The following is a 19,730-nucleotide window of genomic DNA, read 5'->3' as shown; positions in this document are numbered from 1 at the left end:
GGAGACCCATGCCCAAGCCCGCCATCGACGCCGACTATCTCACCGAACGCCTGTCCCGCCTGCTGAACATCCCCAGCCCCACAGGCTATACGGACGAGGCCGTCTGGGAGGTCTGTCGCGAGCTGGAGCGGCTGGGCCTCGGCTTCGATCTGACCCGGCGGGGCGCCATCCGGGCGAAGCTGCCGGGCAAGGAGGCCAAGCCCGCCCGCGCCCTGGTCGCCCACGTCGATACCCTGGGCGCCCAGGTCAAGCGCATCAAGGAGAACGGCCGGCTCGAGGTCGTGCCGATCGGCCACTGGTCCTCGCGCTTCGCCGAGGGAGCCCGCGCCACCATCTTTTCCGAAGGCCAGCGGTTCCGCGGCACCATCCTGCCGCTCAAGGCCTCGGGCCACACCTTCAACGAGGAGGTCGACACCCAGCCCGTCGCCTGGACCCAGGTGGAGCTGCGCATCGACGAGCGCGTGCCGGACCGCGCCGCGACCGAGGCGCTGGGTGTGGAGGTTGGCGATATCATCGCCATCGACCCCCAACCGGAATTCCTCGACAACGGCTACATCGTCTCGCGCCATCTGGACGACAAGGCGGGGGTCGCCACCCTGCTGGCCGCGCTGGAGTGCATGGTCCGCGAGGGCCGCACCCCGGAGGTCGACACCTATGCCCTGATCACCATCGCCGAAGAGGTCGGCGTGGGCGCCTCGTCCGTTCTGGTGCCCGACGTCGCCGCCATGATCACCATCGACAACGGCACCACCGCGCCCGGCCAGAATTCGTCCGAGTTCGGCGTGACCTTGGCCATGGCGGACCAGACCGGCCCGTTCGACTGGCACCTGTCGCGCAAGCTGGCCCGGCTGGCGCGCGAGCACGACATCCCCTTCCAGAAGGACGTATTCCGCTATTACCGCTCGGACTCGGCCTCGGCCCTCGAGTCCGGCGCCGATATCCGGACGGCGCTGGTCACGTTCGGTATCGATGCCAGCCATGGCTATGAGCGCATCCATCTGGACGCCCTGATGTCGCTGGCCGAACTGCTTGTGGTCTATGCCGAGAGCGAGGTCGAGATCGAACGCGACATCCGCCCCCTGACCGGCGTCAGCGGCTTCACCCACCAGCCCATCGACTGAGCCCCTTGCCGGGCGGAACCTAGGCCGTAAGGTGCCTGCATGAAACCGCCGAAGGACAAGGAAGAGGCCCTCGCCGGCCTGCTGACCGGGACGATGGTCACGCTGCTGGGCAGTGCGCTCTTGGCCTTGCTGATCGTCGCGGTCATGTGGAAGTGGCGCGACCTGCGCGACGGCGACCCCTACGCCGTGGCGACCCTCATAGCGGCGGCAACCGGAGGGCTTATCCTTTGTCCCCGGATGATTCTGTTTGGCCTGCGCGCCCTCCGCCTGAACTGGGCCACCCTGCGGATGCTCTGAGAGCCCCTACTGCAGCGGCCGCAGCAGTGGCGACACGGCCTCCATCCGGTCGACGGATGGGGCGAACACCGGATCGCGCCGGGCCTGGGTCGCCTGCTCGAAGGCATAGCCGTACGACAGCACCTGCTGGTCCTGCCATTTGCCGCCGATGAAGCTCATCCCCACCGGGAGGCCGTCGACATAGCCCATGGGCACCGTCAGATGCGGATAGCCGGCCACCGCCGCCAGCTGGCTGGCCGAGCCCAGATAGTGATCGCCATTGACCACATCCGTCGTCCAGGCCGGGCCGGTGGTCGGCGCGATCAGCACCACCACATCATGGTCGGCCATCATCTTGTCGATGCCCTCGGGACCGGCCAGGCGGAAGGAGCGCTCGCGGGCGGCAATATAGTCCGGATCGTCCAGCCCATTCGTCGCTTCGGCCGAAATGAAGATGTCCTGGCCGAACAGGGCCAGCTCGCGCGGCGTGGCCTCGTTGAAGGCGATCACATCGGCCAGCGTCCGGGTCGGCACCTGGGCCGGGTCGGTCGAAGCCAGATAGAGGTTCAGGTCCACCTTCAGCTCGGTCAGCAGCACAGCAAACTCGGCCCCGCCGATGGCGCCCCGGTTCGGCCCTTCGGTGATATCGACCAGGATAGCCCCGGCCGCTTCCAAGGCCTTCAGATTCTCCTCGAACACCAGATCCGTGCCGGTCGAATAGCCGGTCAGGAACCGCATCACGCCGATGCGCTGGCCGCGCAGCGAGCCGGCGTCGAGGCCGGCGGCAAAATCCACGCGCTGACGGTCGGCCTCGGCCGTCGCAGGATCGGCCGGGTCGCTGCCGGCGATAACGCTCAGCACCAAGGCGGCATCGCGAACCGTGCGGGTCATCGGGCCTGCCGTGTCCTGGCTGTGGCTGATCGGCACAATATGGGTGCGCGACACGAGGCCCACGGTGGGCTTGAAGCCGACGATGCCGTTGATGGCCGCCGGACAGGTGATCGAGCCGTCCGTCTCGGTGCCGATGGCCGCCGGCGCCAGTCCGGCCGCGACCGCCGCCCCAGACCCTGCGGACGAGCCACAGGTATTCCGGTCCAGCGCATAGGGATTGCGGGACAGGCCGCCGACCGCACTCCACCCGCTGATGGAGTCCGAGGAGCGGATATTGGCCCACTCCGACAGATTGGTCTTGCCGAGGATCACGGCGCCCTCGGCCCGCAGGCGCGCGACCAGCGGCGCGTCACGCCCCGGCGCATTGTCGATCAAGGCCATCGACCCCGCCGTGGTCGGCATGTCGAAGGTCTCGATATTGTCCTTGATCAGAATCGGCATGCCCCGGATGCCGTCGCCGGGCGACCAGTCCAGCGCAGTCACCGACGGCGACCAGGTGATAACGGCATTGGTGGTCAGCCGGTCCTGGGTGCAGAGTTCCGACACCTGAAATGATAAGCCATCGCAGGCGGAGGGCTCCCCGACCACGGTTGAACCGGTGAATTGCACCTCTTGAGAGGGCAGCTGATCCGAAGAAGGTGTACGTGTGATCCTCGATGTCGTGGCCGAAACGCGTGCTGTATCAGCGCGAGTGTAGGCCGTGCGGTGACACTGAATTCCCGCACCCACCTCGATACACCACGCGCCACCGGGGCCGGCACCCGGATAGTCCCGTGCCAACCAGATGCAGGCCGCGCCACCCTTGGCTGATGCCTCTCGCAGGGCATCGGCGAGCAACGCTCGTGCGCCCCGCGGCAGGTCGCTTTCCGCCACGCACTGCCGGTTGGCAATGAAGGGCGGAACCGTCGGTGCGCCCTGGGCCTGGGCCTGGGCGGGTGTCGTCAGTGCCAGCAGGCCCGCGCCGATCAGTCCTGCGCAGCCGGCGAACGCGATCCGATCGTGCGATCCAGGAAGTCCAGATAGGTCCGCCATTGGTGTAGCCCCCGCTCATTGCCCCGGATGCCGTGGCGCTGACCCGGATAGAGCATGGTCTCGAAGGGAAGGCTCCGGACCTGCAGCGCATCCAGCACGCGGGTGGTGTTTTCAAAGATGACGTTGTCGTCGGCCATGCCGTGCATCAGCAGCAGCCGCCCGGTCATGTTTTCAAGCCGCGGAATGGCGTCCGAGGCCGCATAGCCCTCGGGGTTCAGCTCCGGCGTCGACATATAGCGTTCGGTATAATGGGTGTCGTACAGGCCCCACTCGGTCGGCGGCGCGCCCGAGATCGCAGCCGCCAGCCCCATTTCGGGCTCGGTCAGCGCCATAAGGCTCATGAAGCCGCCGTAGGACCAGCCCATGATGGCGATACGATCATCGTCCACATAGGGCAGCGATCTCAAATAGTTGGCCGCCAGAACCTGATCTTCGATCTCAGGTTGGCCCATCTTGAGATACAGGGCCTGTTTGAAACGCGCCGATCGCTCGCCCTCGCCCCGGTTATCCAGGCGGAAGACGATGTATCCGGCCTCGGTCAACAGTTGACTGGTTGCCGGCTGCCATCCCACCTTCACGCCCCCGCCCGAGGGGCCGCCATACACCTGCATCACCACCGGATAGGTCTTCGAAGGATCGAAGCCCGGCGGGGTCGTCATCTGCCAGACCAGCGTCTCGCCATGGCTTTGCAGGGTGCCGAAGGTCGGGGTCTGGCGACGCGAGAGGTAGGGCCAGAACGGGTGGCTCTCGTCCAGCCGGTTCTCCTCGATCCAGCGCACCCGCGTGCCGTCGATCCGGTAGAGGGCCGACTGGGGCGGCGTCTGGAGGTCCGTATAGTTGCCGACATAGGCCGTGCCCCGGGCATTGACCGAGGCCGACCACCAGCCGCCGCGCGGGGTCACCTCGACCGGGGTCATGGTCTCGTTCAGGCTGGCCCGGAACAATTGCTGCTCGATGGGATATTCCTCGCCGTCGCGCATCGAGGCGGTGAAGAAGACGTCGCCGGTCGCCGGGTTCAGTCCGTCCAGGCTCTTGACCGCATAGTTGCCGGTCGTGATCGGGCGGATCAGGGTGCCGTCGCGGTCATACAGATACAGGTGCCGCCAGCCGTTCTCCTCCGACGACCAGATGAACCGGCCGTCCGGCAGCGGACGGAAATTGTGCGTCAGGCCCACCCAGGCATCGCTGGTCTGGGTCAGGATCACGCGAGACTGGCCGGTCGCCGGGTCGACGACCATCAGGTCCAGCGTCTTCTGGTCCCGCGACTGGCGCTGGACGTACAGGGTCTCGCCATCCGAAGACCAGGCCACGCGCGCCAGATAGATGTCAGGGTTGTCGCCCAGGTCCACCTTGACCCGCTCACCGGTCTCGATGTCGGCCACGTACAGATCGACCAAGGCATTCGGGCGGCCGGCGCGCGGGTAGCGCTGCTCGATCACAGTGGCCCCACCGCCGGAGATATCCAGCCGCGGGATGATGTCGACCGTCGATTCGTCGGTGCGCTGCAGGGCGATGTGGCGCTCGTCCGGGCTCCACCAGTAGCCGGTGTCGCGGTCCATCTCCTCCTGGGCGATGAACTCGGCCGTGGCCCAGGTGATCAGCCCCTCGCCATCGGTCGTGACCGCCATTTCTCGGCCGGTGGCGAGGTTATAGACGACCAGATCCTGATCCCGCACCCAGGACACATAGTTGCCGTCCGGGCTGACCTTGGCGTCGATTTCATCGGCCTCGGTCTCGGTCAGGCGACGCACCGCGCCCCCGTCCCGTTCGGCCAGGAAGATGTCGCCTTCCAGCGGCGCCAGGATATAGCGGCCCTGCTGGTCCCAGGCGTATTCGACCACGCCCCGGGCGCTGATCCGCATGCGCTCGCGCCGGGCCTTTTCCGCCTCGGACAGTTCACCCGCATCCGGCACCAGGGCCCGGGCATCGATCAGTTTGAAGGGCTCGCCACCGTCGACCGGCACGGCCCACAGGTCCTGAACACTCACATCGTCTTCGCGCGATCGCAGGAAGGCGACCAGCTCCCCGTCCGGCGACAGGCTGACGCCGCGCGCCACCGGCCCGTTCAGCGACGGACTGGAAAACACCCGCTCAGGGGTCAGGATCGCGCCGGGCTCGGCTTCCTGGGCCAGAACCTGACCGGCCAGGGCGGTCGCGGAAAGAAGGGCAAGGGCGGAGGCGGAGTGTCGAACGGTCGATGTGCGCATGGCCGGCACGCTAGTGCGGGTTTTCCCGATCGTCACCCCGGAAATGTCTTCGCGGACCGAACGCCTCACCCGGGTTTCGCTGACGGGCGTCTCGCTCTAGATAGGGCGCAATGACCCAGACCCTTTCGTCGACCCCGGCCGCCCCCCCGGCCGATGCCGCCCCTGCCCGGCCGTCGCCCTTCCACGCGCTGAAGGTGCTGTCCGTGCACCACTGGACCGGGCAGCTGTTCAGTTTCACCCTCGAGCGCCCCGAGGATTTCCGCTTCCGCTCGGGTGAATTCGTCATGATCGGCCTGCCCGGCGAGGACGGCGCCAAGCCGCTGCTGCGCGCCTATTCGATCGCCAGCCCGCACTGGGCCGAGGAGCTGGAGTTCTTCTCGATCAAGGTGCCTGACGGCCCCCTGACCTCACGCCTGCAAAAGATCGTGGCCGGCGACACGGTGCTGATGGGCAAGAAGCCGACCGGCACCCTGGTGCTGGATGCGCTGACGGGCGGCGAGCGTCTGTGGCTGATCGGGACCGGCACGGGACTGGCCCCCTGGCTTTCCGTGGCGCGGGATCCCGAGACCTACAGCCGCTTCGGTCAGGTGATCGTGTGCCACACCGTGCGCAATGTCGCCGATCTGGCCTATCGCGACTTCTTCACCACCGGCATTCATGAGGATCCGCTGGTGGGCGACGAGGCCCGCACCCAGCTGTCCTATTATCCGACCGTGACGCGCGAGCGATTCGAGACCCCGGGCCGCATCACGGACCGCATCCGCTCGGGCGATGTGTTCGCTGACCTGCAACTGCCGATCGGCTTTTCGCCCAATACCGACCGGGTCATGCTGTGCGGGTCCATGGCCATGATCAAGGAAGCCGGCGAACTGCTGGAAACCTATGGCCTGAAGGAAGGCTCGAACGCCGAGCCGGGCGACTATGTGCTGGAGCGGGCCTTTGTCGGATAGTATGACCGTGGACCCCCGCACCGCGCCGGAAGCCTGCACCTCCATGGCCGAGGTCCGTCAGGGCGTCGACGCGCTGGACCGCGCCCTCGTCACCCTGCTGGCCGAACGCCAGCGCTATATGGACGCCGCCGCCCGCATCAAGCCCAGCCGCGACGTCGTCCACGATCAGGCCCGCATCGATGATGTGGTGGCCAAGGTGCTGGCCTCGGCCGAGCGCGCGGGCCTGTCGCCCGCCATTGCCGAGCCCGTCTGGCGGCTGCTGATCGACCGCTGCATCGCCCACGAGCTGGCCACCTGGGACCGGACGCGGGCCTAGCCCTTCAACCCGCGCAGCATCAGCTCGTGCCGCCAGGCGGCGACATCGGCCAGGGCGGCGTCCAGCGCGTCCCGCACCCGGTCCAGCAGCGGTGGCGCCTCGCTCTTCCCGGCCGCTTCGGCCGTGGCACAGGCTTCGGCCAGCGCCCCTGCCCCGATGCCGGCCGCGGCGCCCCGCACCGTATGGGCCGCATCGCGCCAGCCCTCATGGCGCACATCGAGCAGCGGCGCCCACAGCCCGGCCTGCTGAACGAACAGCGCCAGGACCTCCTCGGAGATGGCGTCGTCGCCCCCGGTCATGGCCTCCAGAACGGCAAAGTCGACCGCCCCGCTCAGATCCCGTCGTGCCATGCGCCACCCCCGATTCCGTGCGCCCACCCTATCCCCGCCGCCCTGCGACGAAAACGGCCTTGCGTTCCGGAAGGCGAGACAGTATGTCCGGCCCCTTCGCGCAACCGGGCCCGCCCGGATGGACGATACGGGTGATTAGCTCAGTTGGTAGAGCAGCTGACTCTTAATCAGCGGGTCGTAGGTTCGAGCCCTACATCACCCACCATCGTCTCCTCAGTCTGCGACACGACTCGACCGAACCGGACGGCAGCGGACCACCGCCCCTTCCGCGGCGTCCGACACGCCGTCGGCGAGTGACCTCACCACTTTCGCCGCCGCGTCCAGCCCCGGGTGCTCTACGATGCGGATCCACGGCGCGGCCGGGTCTATTACCCGCTCGAAGAAGGCCCGCTGGTCGGCGAAAAAGCGCTCATAAAAGGCGCGCAGCGTGCCCCGTTCCCGGTGGGCGTCCAGACAGGTAGCGGCGAAGAAGAACCGGGGCTTCGGTCCGACCAGCCCGGGATCGTCCGTCGGAAAGGCGTCACCCTGGGTCGAGCCGACGAGGCAGTCATAGGTCAGGTCCGCCCCAAACCGGGCGTGCACCCGCCGCCGCAGTTCGGGATCGCCCGCCAGATCCAGATACAGCGTCGGCACGCCGGTCGGCAGGCTTTCGATCTCGTCATAGCCGCAGACTTCCTGATAGGCCCCCAGCCCCTCCACAAAGGCCCGGTTGCGTGCGCCGGTCAGGGCGATCAGCCGCACGTCGTCCCCGGCCATGCACCAGGCCGCGCCATAGGCCGTCTTGGACGAGGCGCTGGACACCACCACCTGTCTGGCACCGAAGAAGTCGTGCTCGCGCAGGAAATCCACCGCCGTATAGGAGGTGATGAACAGCGGCCGGAACAGGGCCTCCGGGTTCTCCAGCGCCGCGTCATAGTTGGCGTCGGCGGCGCACAGCACATAGCGGTTGTAGATGTCGGGCACCGCCTTGCGCCATGGCGCCGCGTCGGCGAACCCGCCCTTGCTGATCTTCTCGGCCTGGACCACCAGCCGGTCGGCCATGGGGAAGTAGCCGAACACCCGCGCCCCGACCTCGATCCCCTCGGCGCGCGACTCCACGACGTCCGCAAAACCCCAGACCGGCATCAGCCCATAGTCGTCCCGCCCGGTCGGAAAAACCTTCCAGTAGCCTATGGCGTCGCCGTAGGCGGCATAGGTGATGTTGTTGGTCGTCAGCGAAAACCGGTCCAACGCCAGCACCACCTCGCCTTCAACAGGCTCGGGCGCGGGGACGGCATCCAACAGGGTCTCGCCCAGATCGGACTTGCGGGTCATCAGCCGGCGGTTCAGATCAGACATGGGGCCCTCGTCAAACGATTCCGTGTCCGCCCAGCCTAGCGAACATCGCGGTTGACGCAGGAGAAGGATCGGGATGCGCCCGTCTGCCGGGCGGGCGCGCCGACCCGCTGCTAGCGAACTTCTTGCCGATAGGGGTCGGCCCCCTCGCCGGTATAGAACAGCGTGAAGTGCGTTCCCGGCGGAATGTTGATCCGTTTGCGGGTGGATCCGTCCCCGACATTGCCGGCCATGGTATCATAGCAGCCGGCCGAGACGTCCCACGTGTAGGATTGGCCCGGACGGATGACCACGCCGTTGGGCAGGCGGTCCAGACCGTAGGACGACGCCTCGCAGGTCGAGATCAGAATGGTGTCGAAAGGCTGGTCGCGTGACCGATTCTCAAATGTGAACCGCGCCATCGGCTCGCCCTCCCGGATCAGGTCCCCGCCCGTGATCAGCGACTCACAGCTCGCCAGCGACAAGGACGCCAGAACGACCGCCCCGGCCAGCTTCACACGATGGAACATGGCACCCTCCCTTGGTTTCCCGGGGAGGGTGCCATGCCTCGACCAGACTGCACCTGTCGAAAACTGACGCTATCCGAACGGAGGGGTCAGTCCTCGCGCGGGCCGGCGTTCTTGACGTACTGGTCCAGCCAGCGGGTCATTTCCCACAGGGTGTGGCCGACCGACTCCCGGGCGCGATAGCCGTGGGCTTCCAGCGGCAGCACGACATAGCGGACCGTGGCGCCGTGGCCCTTCAGCGCCGCATAGAAGCGCTCCGACTGGATCGGGAAGGTGCCGGAGTTGTCGTCCGCCTCACCGTGGATCAGCAGGATCGGCTCATTGACCTGATCGGCATAGGTGAAGGGCGACATCTCCGTATAGGTCTCGGTCGCCTGCCAGTAGGTCCTCTGCTCGGCCTGGAAGCCGAACGGTGTCAGGGTCCGGTTGTAGGCGCCCGAGCGCGCGATGCCCGTGCGGAACAGGTCGGTGTGGGCCAGCAGGTTTGCGGTCATGAAGGCGCCATAGCTGTGCCCGCCGACGGCGATGCGATCGCGGTCGGCGACGCCCAGCTCGACCACGGCATCGACCGCCGCCGCCGCCGAGGCGGACAGCTGTTCGATATAGGTGTCGTTGGGCTCCGTCCCTTCCGCGCCGATGATCGGCATGGAGGGGTCATCGAGGATGGCATAGCCCTGGGTCAGCAGGAACAGGTGGCTGGAGCCACCGGGGCGCACGAAGCGGTTGGCGGTATCGACCACCTGACCGGCCACGCTGGCGTCGGTGAATTCGGCCGGATAGGCCCACATCAACAGCGGCAGGGGCCCGTCGCGATCCTTGTCATAGCCAGCCGGCAGATAGAGGGTGCCCGACAGCTGCACGCCGTCGGCGCGCTCATAGGTGATCAGCTGACGAGTGACGCCGGCCAGTTGCGGGGCGGGATCGGGGAAGGCCGTCAGGGCCGTCCGGCTGCCGTCCGACAGGTCGCGCAGCTGGATGTTGGCCGGCTCTGTCAGGGTCTCGCGGCGGGTGATCAGCCGGGTGCCGTCCTCGTCCAGGAAGCCGACAAGGGTCTCGTACTCACCCTGTGCCGACCGCCACAGCTCGGTGCGCTCGCCGGTGGCCAGGTCCATGGTGGCGATGAAGGGATATTCGCCCTGACGGGTCGCGCCCGCGCCGCTCATGACCATGGCCGAACCATCGTCGGTGAAGCGGATCAGGGTGCGTCCCTGCCCGTTCGGCTCCATGACCGGATAGCCCGGATCGTTGTAGCGATCCTGATAGTTGCGATCGATCAGCACCCGCCCCGAGCCGGGGTTCGAGGGATCGACGACATAGCGGGCTTCGTGACGGGTGTTGAACCAGCGGGTATTCACCAGGGCGACGTCATCGCGGCCCCACTGGATGCCCGCATAGCGTTCCGGCAGGTCGATCAGGGTCGTCGGCTGGCCGTTGAAGGGGGCCTGCAGCATCAGCACCCGGTCGCGCGCAGCGACGTCATTGGCGGGATCGCCCCCGTCCAGCGCCTCGACCCAGACCAGGGTGGCGTCGGCATCTGCCCGCCATTGCACGGAGCGCGGACCGGTGGGCACGGCATCGAACGGCGTCGGCACATTGTCCCGCAGCGGCAGGTCGGCGACCCGGTGCACCGGACGCCCGTTCAGGTCGGTGACCACCACATCGGCGGGGAACAGGCGCGCGGGCACCACATAGCTGAAGGGACGCTTGGCCACGGTCTGCAGGATGAAGCGGCCATCCGGCGACAGGGCGGCATCCAGAATCACGCCGGGCTGGCCGATACGCTTCGGCGCGCCGTTCAGCGGCACCAGCATCAGCTGGCTGGTGAAATAGTGTTCGAACAGGGCCTCGTCGCCCGGATTGGACAGCAGGTCCTGATAGGTCCGGACCGGGGCGGCGCGGCCCATGCTCTGCTCGACGATCGGGCCGGACGGCGGACGGGTCACGTCCGGAGCGGCGCCGCGGCCTTCCGGGATGGCCCGGATCAGCAGGCCCGAGCTGTCGGGCAGCCAGTCGATGCCCGTCCCGGCGGCGGCATTGACGATCGGCGCGGTCAGGCGGCGGGCCTCGCGGCTCTCCACATCGACGACCCACAGCGCCAGACCCTCGGGTTCGTCCATCAGGAAGGCAATGCCGCTGCCATCCGGCGACCAGCTGGGCGCGGTAAAGCGTGCGCCCTCCGGCAGGGCGACGTCCTCGGCCTCTGCGCCGTCCAGCCCCTTCAGGCTGAGGCCCGTCAGCCAGCTGACGCGGCTGTTGGCCGGGCCGGTGTTGCGCGGATTGATGCGATAGCCGCCCAGCCGCAGCATGGGCTCGGCCAGTTCGGAGATCGGCGCCAGATTCGACCGGTCGAACAGGGCCAGGGTGTCGCGATCCGGGCTCAGGCTCGGCGCAGCGCTCGGCTTGGTGTCGAGGATCTGCGCGATCGGCGCGGGGGGCTGCTGATAGGTGATCGGATCGGTGGCCGCGCTCTGCGCCAGCACCACCGAGGGCACCACGAGGACGCTCGCCATCGCCAGAGCCGAAAGTCCGTTCATCCAGTGACGATACCGCATGATACTCACCCCCTTGATCACCCCCGACATGGAGGCGCGGCAAGCTAGGGGCGCCCGCGCGCGGCGGTCAAGCGCGCGTTTGCCTCAGGCCGGGTCCTGTTCCGGAAAGCGGGCGTCATGCGCCGCCTGATAGGTTTCGCGAATGCCCTGACGCGGCTTGTCGGCGCCGAGTTGCGCGATCTGGCCCATCCAGACGTCGGCGATCTGCTGAACGGTTACCGTGAACCAGTTGGGCGGCTGCTGCCGGGCCCAGTTCTGGATCGAGGCCCCGTTGAAGATCAGCAGGAAGACCGCGACGACCACGATCACGCGGCTGGCCCAGCGGCGGTCGCGGGCGGCCAGGGTCGCCTCGTCCGCCGGCGGCGGGGGCGGAAAGGCCAGACGCCCCAGAACCTTCAGCCGACTGACCTTCTCCGTCTCGACCGGCATGTCGTGGGCGTCGGCCCGGACGTTCCAGTCGCTGGGCGGATCGGTCGGATCGACCGGCGCTTCGGCCGGGCTTTCGGTCGGCGGCGCGACCTCCTGCCCGACGGGCGGAAAGCGCGAGGGCGGCGGTGCCGGAAAGTCGGTGGGGAACGGGTCCAGCGGATCGCGCGGCTCGTTCGGATCATCGGGGTGATCGGCCATAGTGCTCTACCCTCCCCTAGAACTGGAAATAGATGAAGGGGGCCACGCCGTCCGGGCGCATGGCCTCGACCAGCAGGAAGGCCGCCCCGATCAGCAGGCCCAGCGTCAAGGACGGCGCAGCCTTCAGGCGCACCGCCAGCCCCTCGGCCGCGCGCGGCGGCAGCCAGTGCATACCCAGACCGATCACGATCAGCCCCAGCATGAAGGGCGTGGCGAGGGCCAGCGGTCCCATCCGGCCCAGCCCCTGCAGCATGGCCATGGCCAGATCGAAGGTCTCGGCCCGGAACAGGATCCAGCCCAGGCAGACGATGTGGAAGGTGATCAGGACGCCGATGACGGTCGGAATGACCTTGCGGTCGCCGACGATCGCCCGTCCGACCCGCTCCATCACCTGCACCCCGCCGTGCAGCGCGCCCCATGCGACAAAGGTCCAGGCCGCCCCGTGCCACAGCCCGCCCAGCAGCATGGTGATCATCACATTGATGCTGGACGAAACGAGCCCCTTCTTGCCGCCCCCCAGCGGCACATACAGATAGTCCCGCAGCCAGCTGGACAGGCTGATGTGCCAGCGCCGCCAGAACTGCTGCATCGAGGCCGCGCGATAGGGCTGGTCGAAATTGCGCGGGAAGGAATAGCCCAGCAGGGCCGCGATCCCGATGGCCATGTCCGAATAGGCCGAGAAGTCGCAATAGATCTGGACGGCATAGCCATAGACCGCCGCGGCAATGTCGCCCGCGCCATAGGCCGAGGGGTCAAAGAACACCGGATCGACCAGATTGACCGCCAGCTCCGAGGCGATGATCGTCTTCTTGAACAGGCCCCAGACGATCAGCAGCAGGCCAAGCGTCGCCGCCTCGCGCGTCAGGCGCGGTGCCCTGGCGAACTGGGGCAGCAAATCCGAGGCCCGCACGATCGGTCCCGCAACCAGATGCGGGAAGAAGCTCATCAACAGCATGACGTCGAGCAGGCTGTTGGCCGGCTCGGTCTTTCGCCGGTGAACATCCACCACATAGCTGATGCCCTGGAAGGTGAAGAAGCTGATCCCGACCGGCAGCACCACCTGCAACAGCGGCAGGTCGCGTTCCCAGCCGACCTGAGCCAGCAGGGCGCCCATCTGCTCGATGAAGAAGCCGTAGTATTTGAAGAAGCCGAGGATGATCAGGTTCACGGCGACGCCCAGCGCCACCAGCCATTTGCGCTGACTGTCGTTGTCATTGCGCGCGATCAGGGCGGCCACGCCCCAGTTCAGCACGGCCGACAGGATCAGCAGGCCGACGAACCGCCAGTCCCACTGGGCATAGAAGAACCAGCTGGCCAGCAGCAGGAACAGCTTGCGCCGGCCGTTCTCGCGATCCAGCGACCACGAGGTGAAATAGACGAAAAGGAAGAAGACGCCGAAGGCGAGCGTCGGGAACAGCATGCGTCAGTCCCCGCCCGTCCGCGCGGCGCGCCAGCCGTCATAGGTCGCCAGCAGGTCGTCGGCCAGAATGTCGCCGATCCACTCGGCCCCGGCTGCGGTGAAATGCACCCGGTCCCCCCGCATAAGGGGATCGGTCGCGCCCGCCAGTCGATCCGCTGAACATGCCCCGCCCATACGCCCGTACCAGTCCCAGAATGCCACACCCAAGTCTTCGGACACCCGGCGTTGCACATCCCGGACCAGAGCCAGGGTGGGCGGCACCTGCCATTCGCCCTCGCTGCCACAGCTTTGTGACCAGCGTTCCGGCCCGGAGGCCGGTGCGCGACGGCGAAGCCCCTCAGGGGCCAGCAGGATCATTACGGCCGCGTCCGGCACCACTGTCCGCAGCCAGGCGATGCGGGCTCGCAGCGCCTGCTCGTAGGCCACCGGGTCCAGCCCCGCGTCGAAGCCCTCGTTGACGCCATAGGCCAGGAGGATCAGGTCCGGGGCATCGGCACCCAGTTGGGCGCGGGCCGTGGCTTCGTCGCGTCCCGCCATGTCCATAAGGGTCGAACCCACCACCCCGAGATTGGACAGGCTCAGCCCACCGGCCGACTCCAGCCGCACATCATCCAGCACCACCGGGCCGTCCGAGGCGATCAGGGTGACGCTGGTGGCCGCTGCCGACACCGAGACCTCCGCGCACAGGGGGCGGGCCTCCTCGCCGCGGAACACGACCGGATGAGCCAGTCCGATGTCCGGGATCAGCCACAGGGCGCCCCGGTCGGGCCCGGCCTGGCCGCAGACGCCGACACGCTCCAGCGGTACGCCGGGGTCGAGCGTCAGGATCAACCGGTCGTCGCCGGGCTCCAGACGCCCCTGCCCGCCCGCCAGCCCCATGGGCACCCGCGTGCCGCCCGCGATCAGCGGGGCCGGCAGATAGGTGGCGCCCGTCGCCTCTACCTGCGCCTGACGCGGCGCATAGCCGGCATAGGGCACGCCGGGCGGCAGGACTCCCCGTCCGCCGCGCCCGAAGCGCGCCTGCATCCGGCCGCGCAACTGACCGCTGATCTGGTCCCCCGCCGTATGGCTGTCGCCGATCTGAAGGATGCGGAAGCGGCCTTCGCCGCGCTCGGTCACCTCCAGCCGTTCGAAGGCCGGATGAAGGGCATCTGCACCACAGACCGGCTGCCCACAGACGGTGTCACCCGGCGCGGGGCGCTCGGTCGGGATATAGGGGGTCTGGGCGCGACAGGCCGACGCCGCCAGCATCAGGATCGCGCCCGCGAAGGCAGCCCCGGCGCGCACCATGGATCAGGGCGCGACCGGTTCGGACGGCGCCTCGTCGTCGACGCCCATATCCTGCTTGAGCCGCCCGGCCACCGGCCCGGCCATGCGCAGATAGCCGTTCATGCTCATGTGGATGCCGTCACCCGCCCGCATCAGGCGGCGGCGCCCGCTGTCATCGCTGAGATAGGCCTCGTAGCCGCCGGCCTCGTTCGAGGTCAGGGCCACAGTGTCGAAATACGGCACGCCCAGCGCGGCCATGCGTGCCTCGACGACCGCGTTGATAATCGCCATGCGTCCGTCAAAGCCACTGCTCTTCATGCGCGGCAGGCCGACCCAGTAGACCTCCACCCCGCGCGAACGCATCAGCGCGACCAGATTGTCGATGCGCTGGGCATAGGCAGCCTTCCAGCCTTCGCTGCCGAAGGGGTGTATCTGCCCGTCGATGGAAATGGCCTGGGCGTCATTGGTGCCGAACAGGACCACCGCCACATCAACCGGGCGCTCCGACAGCTGGCGGGTGCTCTTGGCCTGGATGTCGACGTAGTCATAGCGGCTGAGCCCGGTCGACACCTCGCTGAACTTGACGACCTTGACGCCGTCCAGATCGCCCAGATCGCGGTACAGGGCGGCCCACAGGCCATCGGCCATGGAGTCGCCGAACACGCCGATGGTCAGCTTGCCATCGGCGTAGCGGGCCTTGAGCGTGCTTTGCGGAACCGGGGCCGCGACGGTCTCGACCGGGGCCGCCTCGACCGCCCCGGCCTCGGCCGGAGAGGCGGAGGCATTGGCCTGTCCGCCCAGCATCAGGGTCGGATGCGCCAGCCAGGCCCGACCGTCCGGCGTCAGCAGCAGGCCGGAAAGCACCCCGACCACGAAGGCCACCGTCAAAGCATTGATACCCGCGCGCACGCCGTCCCCCGACGAAACCTCTGGCCGAACTGACAGGCCGAAGGGTCAGATTAACCGATACGATCCCCGTATACAGGCCTTGCGCCCGTGTGGCGAACAACAGGGTTAAAATGCGTCAGCTGCCCAGCCGCCCCTCGGCCCAGCGCGCGGCCAGGTAACCGATGCTCGACGCCGACAGGGTCAGCACCGTGCCCCACGCCAGATCAATCAGGGTCAGCCGACTGGACCAGACATTCAGAGTCGCCTGATTGGTCAGGTCATAGGTGGCATAGGCGACGAAGCCGAGGACCGCACCGTTCAGGGCCGCCCGCGCCAGTCCACCGTCCCGCAGCGCCGGCGAAATCGCGAAGAACACAATCCCGGCGATGTAGATCAGATAAAAGGCCACCGCCGCCTTCATGTCCGGCTTGTCCGCCAGGATCGGGCCGAGGATCGGCTTGTAGACGCGGTTGGTCATGGTGGTCAGCCAGACGGCGTCGATCGCCGCGAACGCCAGACCCGCGCCCAGATAGCCCGCCAGATATTTCAGCATGTCGTTCCTCCCTGCTCAGCCCGCCACGGGCTTGAGGCGATAGTGGCTGACCGCCCAGGTGCGGCCTCCGTCATTTCCGAACAGACCTGCCGTCGCCAGATAGAAGCGGCGCCAGCGCCGGGTCCACAGCCGGGCCTGATCGCCATAGGTCGCTTCCATCAGTTCGGCCACGCGGTCGGCGTTCTGATCCATATTGGCCAGCCAGTGCCGCGCGGTGCGGGCATAGTGCTCGCCGTTCCAGGTCCATTCGCTCTCGACCTCGAACAGATCGGGGAACTGCCGGATCAGGCCCCGGCTGGGCATGACGCCGCCGGTGAAGAAGTGCTGGGCGATGAAGTCGCCGCTGTCGGTGTGGTCGAACCGGTAAGGCGCATCGCGGTGGGTGAAGATATGGATGAACATCCGCCCGTCCGGCTTCAGCCAGCTGCGCGCCCGGGTCAGCAGGGCGCGCCAGTTGGCCATGTGCTCGAACATCTCGACCGAGACGATCCGGTCGATCCGGCCCACCACATCGGCGGGGGGCTCGAAGTCATTCATGTCACAGGTAATGACGGTCAGGTTCTGCAGGCCGCGCGCCCGGGCCTCGGCCTCGATATGCCCGCGCTGGCCGTGACTGTTGGAGACGGCGACGATCCGCGCGGCCGGAAACTGCTCGGCCATCCAGAGGCTCAGCGACCCCCATCCGCAGCCCAGCTCCAGAATGGTCTGGCCGTCCGCCAGATCGGCATGCTCGCAGGTCTCCCGCAGCGCCAGAACCTCGGCCTCGTCCAGGGTCTCGTCGCCGGTCGGATAGAGGCAGCAGGAGTATTTCAGCCGGTCGCCCAGGCAGATCTCGAAGAATTCGGGCGGCAGCTCATAGTGCTGATCATTGGCCGCTTCGGTGTGTTCGGCCACAGGACGCTCGGTCATCGACCGGGCGAAGGCCCCCTCGTCGTGCGGCGCCTCGCGGTCCAGTCGCTTGCGCGCCTCGGTCACCAGACTGTCGATGGCCCAGCGCGTGACCGGATCGGGAAAGGGCGCGTCCTGAAGCTGACGGATGGCGGCGGTGGCAGGATTCATGGAGGGCCCGGTCCTATGGCAAAGCTGGCAACCAAACGTCGCTCCGGGCGTAAAGGCTCCGCCCGGATGTGTCCGGTTTTGGACATTTACGAGCGCCGCCGGAGTCCGGATGAGTCATCTGACCTGCCCGCCGCCGCGTAGCTTCCCGAAAGACGGCCCCAGGGAGAGACCATGAACCCCCATCTCGTGACTTCGGACCCCGATCCCGCCCGTGCGACCGGCCTCAGGATCGCTGTCATCGGTTCCGGGATAGCGGGTCTTTCGGCGGCCTGGCTGCTGTCAAAGCGCCATCAGGTGACCCTGTACGAGGCCGACGACCGCATCGGCGGGCACAGCCATACGGTCACCGTCGAGGACACCGGCACCCCTACCGCGGTCGACACAGGATTCATCGTCTTCAACGAGGACAACTACCCGAACCTCACCGCGCTGTTCGACCATCTGAAGGTGCCGACCCAGCCGGCCTATATGTCGTTTGCGGTATCCATCGACGACGGGGCGCTGGAGTATTCCAGCCATGGGGTGAGCGCCCTGTTCGCCCAGAAGCGCAACTACGCCAGCCCCAAATTCTGGCGCATGATCGGCGATCTGCTGCGCTTCCAGAAGCAGGCGCCGAAGGACCTGCCCGAGCTGGAGCGCAGCGGCGAGACCCTCGACTCCTATCTGACACGCTCGGGCTACGGTCCGCTGTTTCGCGACGCGCACCTGCTGCCCCAGGCGGCAGCCATCTGGTCGTGCACGCTCAACCAGATGACGGACTATCCGGCTGCGGCCTTCGTCCGGTTCTACATGAACCACAATCTGCTCAAGTACGACCTGCGCCCGACCTGGCGCACCGTGACCGGCGGGTCACGGGAATATGTGTCGCGCCTGCTGGCCGACTTCGCCGGCACGGTCGTCACCCATGCCGGTATCGAGAGCGTGGTCCGGGGCCGCGACGAGGCCGCCCTGCGCTTTCGCGACGGCCGGTTCGAGCGGTTCGATGCCGTGGTGCTGGCCACCCATTCGGATCAGGCCCTGCGCCTGCTGGAATCGCCGTCGGCAGAGGAACGGGACCTGCTGGGCGCGATCGCCTATCGCCCGAACCGGGCCGTCCTGCACCGGGACACCCGGCTGATGCCCAAGCGGCGCAAGGCCTGGGCAGCGTGGAGCCATCTCGGCTTCTCCGAGCGCGCCGGCGAGGGCGGCGTCACCTACTGGATGAACGAACTGCAGAGCCTTGAGGGCCCGCCCCTGTTCGTCAGCCTGAACCCCGCCGTCGAGCCCGCGCCCGAGACCGTGCTCGGCGAATGGGACTATGAGCACCCTGTCTTCAACGCCGCGGCGCTGGAGGCGCAGAAGCAGCTCTGGAGCCTGCAAGGACGCCGCAATGTCTGGTTTTGCGGCGCCTGGTTCGGTTCGGGCTTCCACGAGGACGGCATCCAGGCGGGCCTCGCCGTGGCCGAGCAATTGGGCGGCGTCCGCAGGCCCTGGTCGGTTGAAAACGAGAGCGGTCGCATTCACCTGGGCCCCGCTCCCGGCGTGGCGCTCGAACGAGCCGCGTGACGACCGCCACACCCGCCTTCGGTCTCTACGTCGGTGAGGTGACCCACCGGCGCGTGCGCCCGTTCGACCACCGGCTGCGCTACCGCGTCTATATGCTGCTGCTCGATCTCGATGCCGCCGGGGACAAGCTTTCGCGGCTGAAATGGCTGCGGCCCGGTCGCAGGGGTCTGATGCGCTGGCACGCCGCCGACTATGGCGCTCCGGGCGATCCGCGCCCCCTGCGCACCCAGATCGAGGATCATCTGTCAGCCGCCGGGATCGCTTTAGACGGGGGCCCCATCCGGCTGCTGACCATGCCGCGCATTCTGGGCTACGGCTTCAATCCGCTCAGCGTCTACTTCTGCTACGGGCCGGACGGGGCGCTCAGGGCCCTCGTCTATGAAGTGTCAAACACCTTTGGCGAGCGGCACAGCTATCTGATCGCCAGACCCGAGGCTGATGCCGGTCCCGTTCGCCAAAGCGCGCCCAAACGCTTCTTCGTCAGCCCCTTCATGGACATGGGTCTGACCTACGACTTGGTCGTCCGCCCGCCGGGCGATGATCTGTCGGTAACGGTGAATGTCAGACGCGGCGACGAACCGATCCTGACGGCCACCTTCGCCGGGCAGCATCGACCGCTCGACGACGCCCATCTGGCCCGCGCCTTCTGGTCCCATCCGCTGCTGACCTGGAAGGTGATCGCCGCCATTCACTGGGAAGCGATCAAACTGATGCTCAAGGGCGCGCGCTATCGCGTACGCGGCCGTCCCCCGGTCCGTCCGGTGACCCACGGCACGGCACTGTGACCCGCTGCGGGGTTGCCCCCCGCGACCGGTCACACTAGAGACCGAACA

The 19,730-nt window shown here is 67.6% G+C and carries 18 protein-coding genes and 1 tRNA gene; 7 read left to right on the top strand and 12 right to left on the bottom strand.

Annotated elements, in window-relative coordinates:
- Positions 1-8: 8 nt before the first annotated feature.
- The gene (locus LC068_RS11400) at positions 9-1,121 is read left to right on the top strand and encodes an osmoprotectant NAGGN system M42 family peptidase (protein ID WP_226637323.1); all 1,113 of its coding nucleotides are present in this window, start codon (positions 9-11) and stop codon (positions 1,119-1,121) included.
- A 39-nt stretch (positions 1,122-1,160) separates the two neighbouring features.
- On the top strand, positions 1,161-1,418 hold the full coding sequence (locus LC068_RS11395; protein WP_226637321.1) for a hypothetical protein: 258 nt from the start codon (positions 1,161-1,163) through the stop codon (positions 1,416-1,418).
- Positions 1,419-1,424: 6 nt separating this feature from the next.
- Here the strand turns inward: LC068_RS11395 and LC068_RS11390 are convergent, their stop codons facing one another.
- Positions 1,425-2,789 carry an amidase gene (locus LC068_RS11390; protein WP_449727689.1) on the bottom strand — a complete coding sequence of 455 codons (1,365 nt, stop codon included), beginning with the start codon at positions 2,787-2,789 and terminating at the stop codon, positions 1,425-1,427.
- A gap of 464 nt (positions 2,790-3,253) precedes the next feature.
- On the bottom strand, positions 3,254-5,527 hold the full coding sequence (locus tag LC068_RS11385; RefSeq protein ID WP_226637319.1) for a S9 family peptidase: 2,274 nt from the start codon (positions 5,525-5,527) through the stop codon (positions 3,254-3,256).
- A gap of 110 nt (positions 5,528-5,637) precedes the next feature.
- On the opposite strand from LC068_RS11385, the gene LC068_RS11380 reads away from it, so the two are divergent.
- Both LC068_RS11380 and LC068_RS11375 read left to right on the top strand, forming a co-directional pair.
- Entirely contained in the window at positions 5,638-6,477 is an 840-nt protein-coding gene (locus LC068_RS11380; protein ID WP_226637316.1) for a ferredoxin--NADP reductase, read from the top strand.
- Between the two features lies 1 nt (position 6,478).
- Positions 6,479-6,793 (top strand): chorismate mutase, encoded by a 315-nt coding sequence (locus LC068_RS11375; RefSeq protein WP_226637314.1) that lies wholly within the window; start codon positions 6,479-6,481, stop codon positions 6,791-6,793.
- Here LC068_RS11375 and LC068_RS11370 read toward each other — a convergent pair.
- The gene (locus LC068_RS11370) at positions 6,790-7,143 is read right to left on the bottom strand and encodes an Hpt domain-containing protein (RefSeq protein ID WP_226637312.1); all 354 of its coding nucleotides are present in this window, start codon (positions 7,141-7,143) and stop codon (positions 6,790-6,792) included. The two genes, LC068_RS11375 and LC068_RS11370, sit on opposite strands and share 4 nt — an antisense overlap.
- Positions 7,144-7,272: 129 nt before the next feature.
- Between LC068_RS11370 and LC068_RS11365 the strand changes: the two genes are divergently transcribed.
- Positions 7,273-7,348, top strand: a tRNA-Lys gene (locus LC068_RS11365).
- Positions 7,349-7,356: 8 nt separating this feature from the next.
- On the opposite strand, the gene LC068_RS11360 is transcribed toward LC068_RS11365, so the two are convergent.
- The 9 genes from LC068_RS11360 to LC068_RS11320 all read right to left on the bottom strand — a co-directional run bounded on the left by LC068_RS11360 (position 7,357) and on the right by LC068_RS11320 (position 17,352).
- A complete protein-coding gene (locus tag LC068_RS11360; protein WP_226637310.1) occupies positions 7,357-8,481 on the bottom strand; it encodes a DUF2855 family protein in 1,125 nt (374 codons plus the stop codon).
- Between the two features lie 110 nt (positions 8,482-8,591).
- The gene (locus tag LC068_RS11355; RefSeq protein ID WP_209119798.1) at positions 8,592-8,987 is read right to left on the bottom strand and encodes a hypothetical protein; all 396 of its coding nucleotides are present in this window, start codon (positions 8,985-8,987) and stop codon (positions 8,592-8,594) included.
- Between the two features lie 86 nt (positions 8,988-9,073).
- Positions 9,074-11,536 (bottom strand): S9 family peptidase, encoded by a 2,463-nt coding sequence (locus tag LC068_RS11350; protein WP_226637308.1) that lies wholly within the window; start codon positions 11,534-11,536, stop codon positions 9,074-9,076.
- Positions 11,537-11,620: 84 nt separating this feature from the next.
- Positions 11,621-12,163, bottom strand: a complete 543-nt coding sequence (locus LC068_RS11345) for a hypothetical protein (protein WP_226637306.1) — start codon at positions 12,161-12,163, stop codon at positions 11,621-11,623.
- Positions 12,164-12,179: 16 nt separating this feature from the next.
- Positions 12,180-13,583: an MBOAT family O-acyltransferase gene (locus LC068_RS11340; RefSeq protein WP_226637304.1), complete on the bottom strand. Its 1,404-nt coding sequence runs from the start codon at positions 13,581-13,583 to the stop codon at positions 12,180-12,182.
- A gap of 3 nt (positions 13,584-13,586) precedes the next feature.
- Positions 13,587-14,873, bottom strand: coding sequence for a GDSL-type esterase/lipase family protein (locus tag LC068_RS11335; RefSeq protein WP_226637301.1), 1,287 nt, complete (start codon positions 14,871-14,873; stop codon positions 13,587-13,589).
- A gap of 3 nt (positions 14,874-14,876) precedes the next feature.
- Positions 14,877-15,761, bottom strand: a complete 885-nt coding sequence (locus LC068_RS11330; RefSeq protein WP_226637299.1) for an SGNH/GDSL hydrolase family protein — start codon at positions 15,759-15,761, stop codon at positions 14,877-14,879.
- Between the two features lie 115 nt (positions 15,762-15,876).
- Positions 15,877-16,293: a DUF2177 family protein gene (locus LC068_RS11325; protein ID WP_226637297.1), complete on the bottom strand. Its 417-nt coding sequence runs from the start codon at positions 16,291-16,293 to the stop codon at positions 15,877-15,879.
- A 15-nt stretch (positions 16,294-16,308) separates the two neighbouring features.
- On the bottom strand, positions 16,309-17,352 hold the full coding sequence (locus LC068_RS11320; RefSeq protein ID WP_226637295.1) for an SAM-dependent methyltransferase: 1,044 nt from the start codon (positions 17,350-17,352) through the stop codon (positions 16,309-16,311).
- A 171-nt stretch (positions 17,353-17,523) separates the two neighbouring features.
- Between LC068_RS11320 and LC068_RS11315 the strand changes: the two genes are divergently transcribed.
- Complete coding sequence (locus tag LC068_RS11315; protein ID WP_226637292.1) at positions 17,524-18,897, top strand: NAD(P)/FAD-dependent oxidoreductase; 1,374 nt, start codon at positions 17,524-17,526, stop codon at positions 18,895-18,897.
- Complete coding sequence (locus LC068_RS11310) at positions 18,894-19,682, top strand: DUF1365 domain-containing protein (RefSeq protein WP_226637290.1); 789 nt, start codon at positions 18,894-18,896, stop codon at positions 19,680-19,682. The genes LC068_RS11315 and LC068_RS11310 overlap by 4 nt, the downstream gene beginning before the upstream one ends.
- The last annotated feature ends 48 nt before the right edge of the window (positions 19,683-19,730 follow it).

The sequence above is a fragment of the Brevundimonas poindexterae genome (assembly GCF_020524625.1).
GTDB lineage: Bacteria > Pseudomonadota > Alphaproteobacteria > Caulobacterales > Caulobacteraceae > Brevundimonas > Brevundimonas poindexterae_A.
The sequence above is the reverse complement of the archived record's forward strand: the minus strand, read 5'-3'. Positions and strand labels throughout refer to the sequence as shown.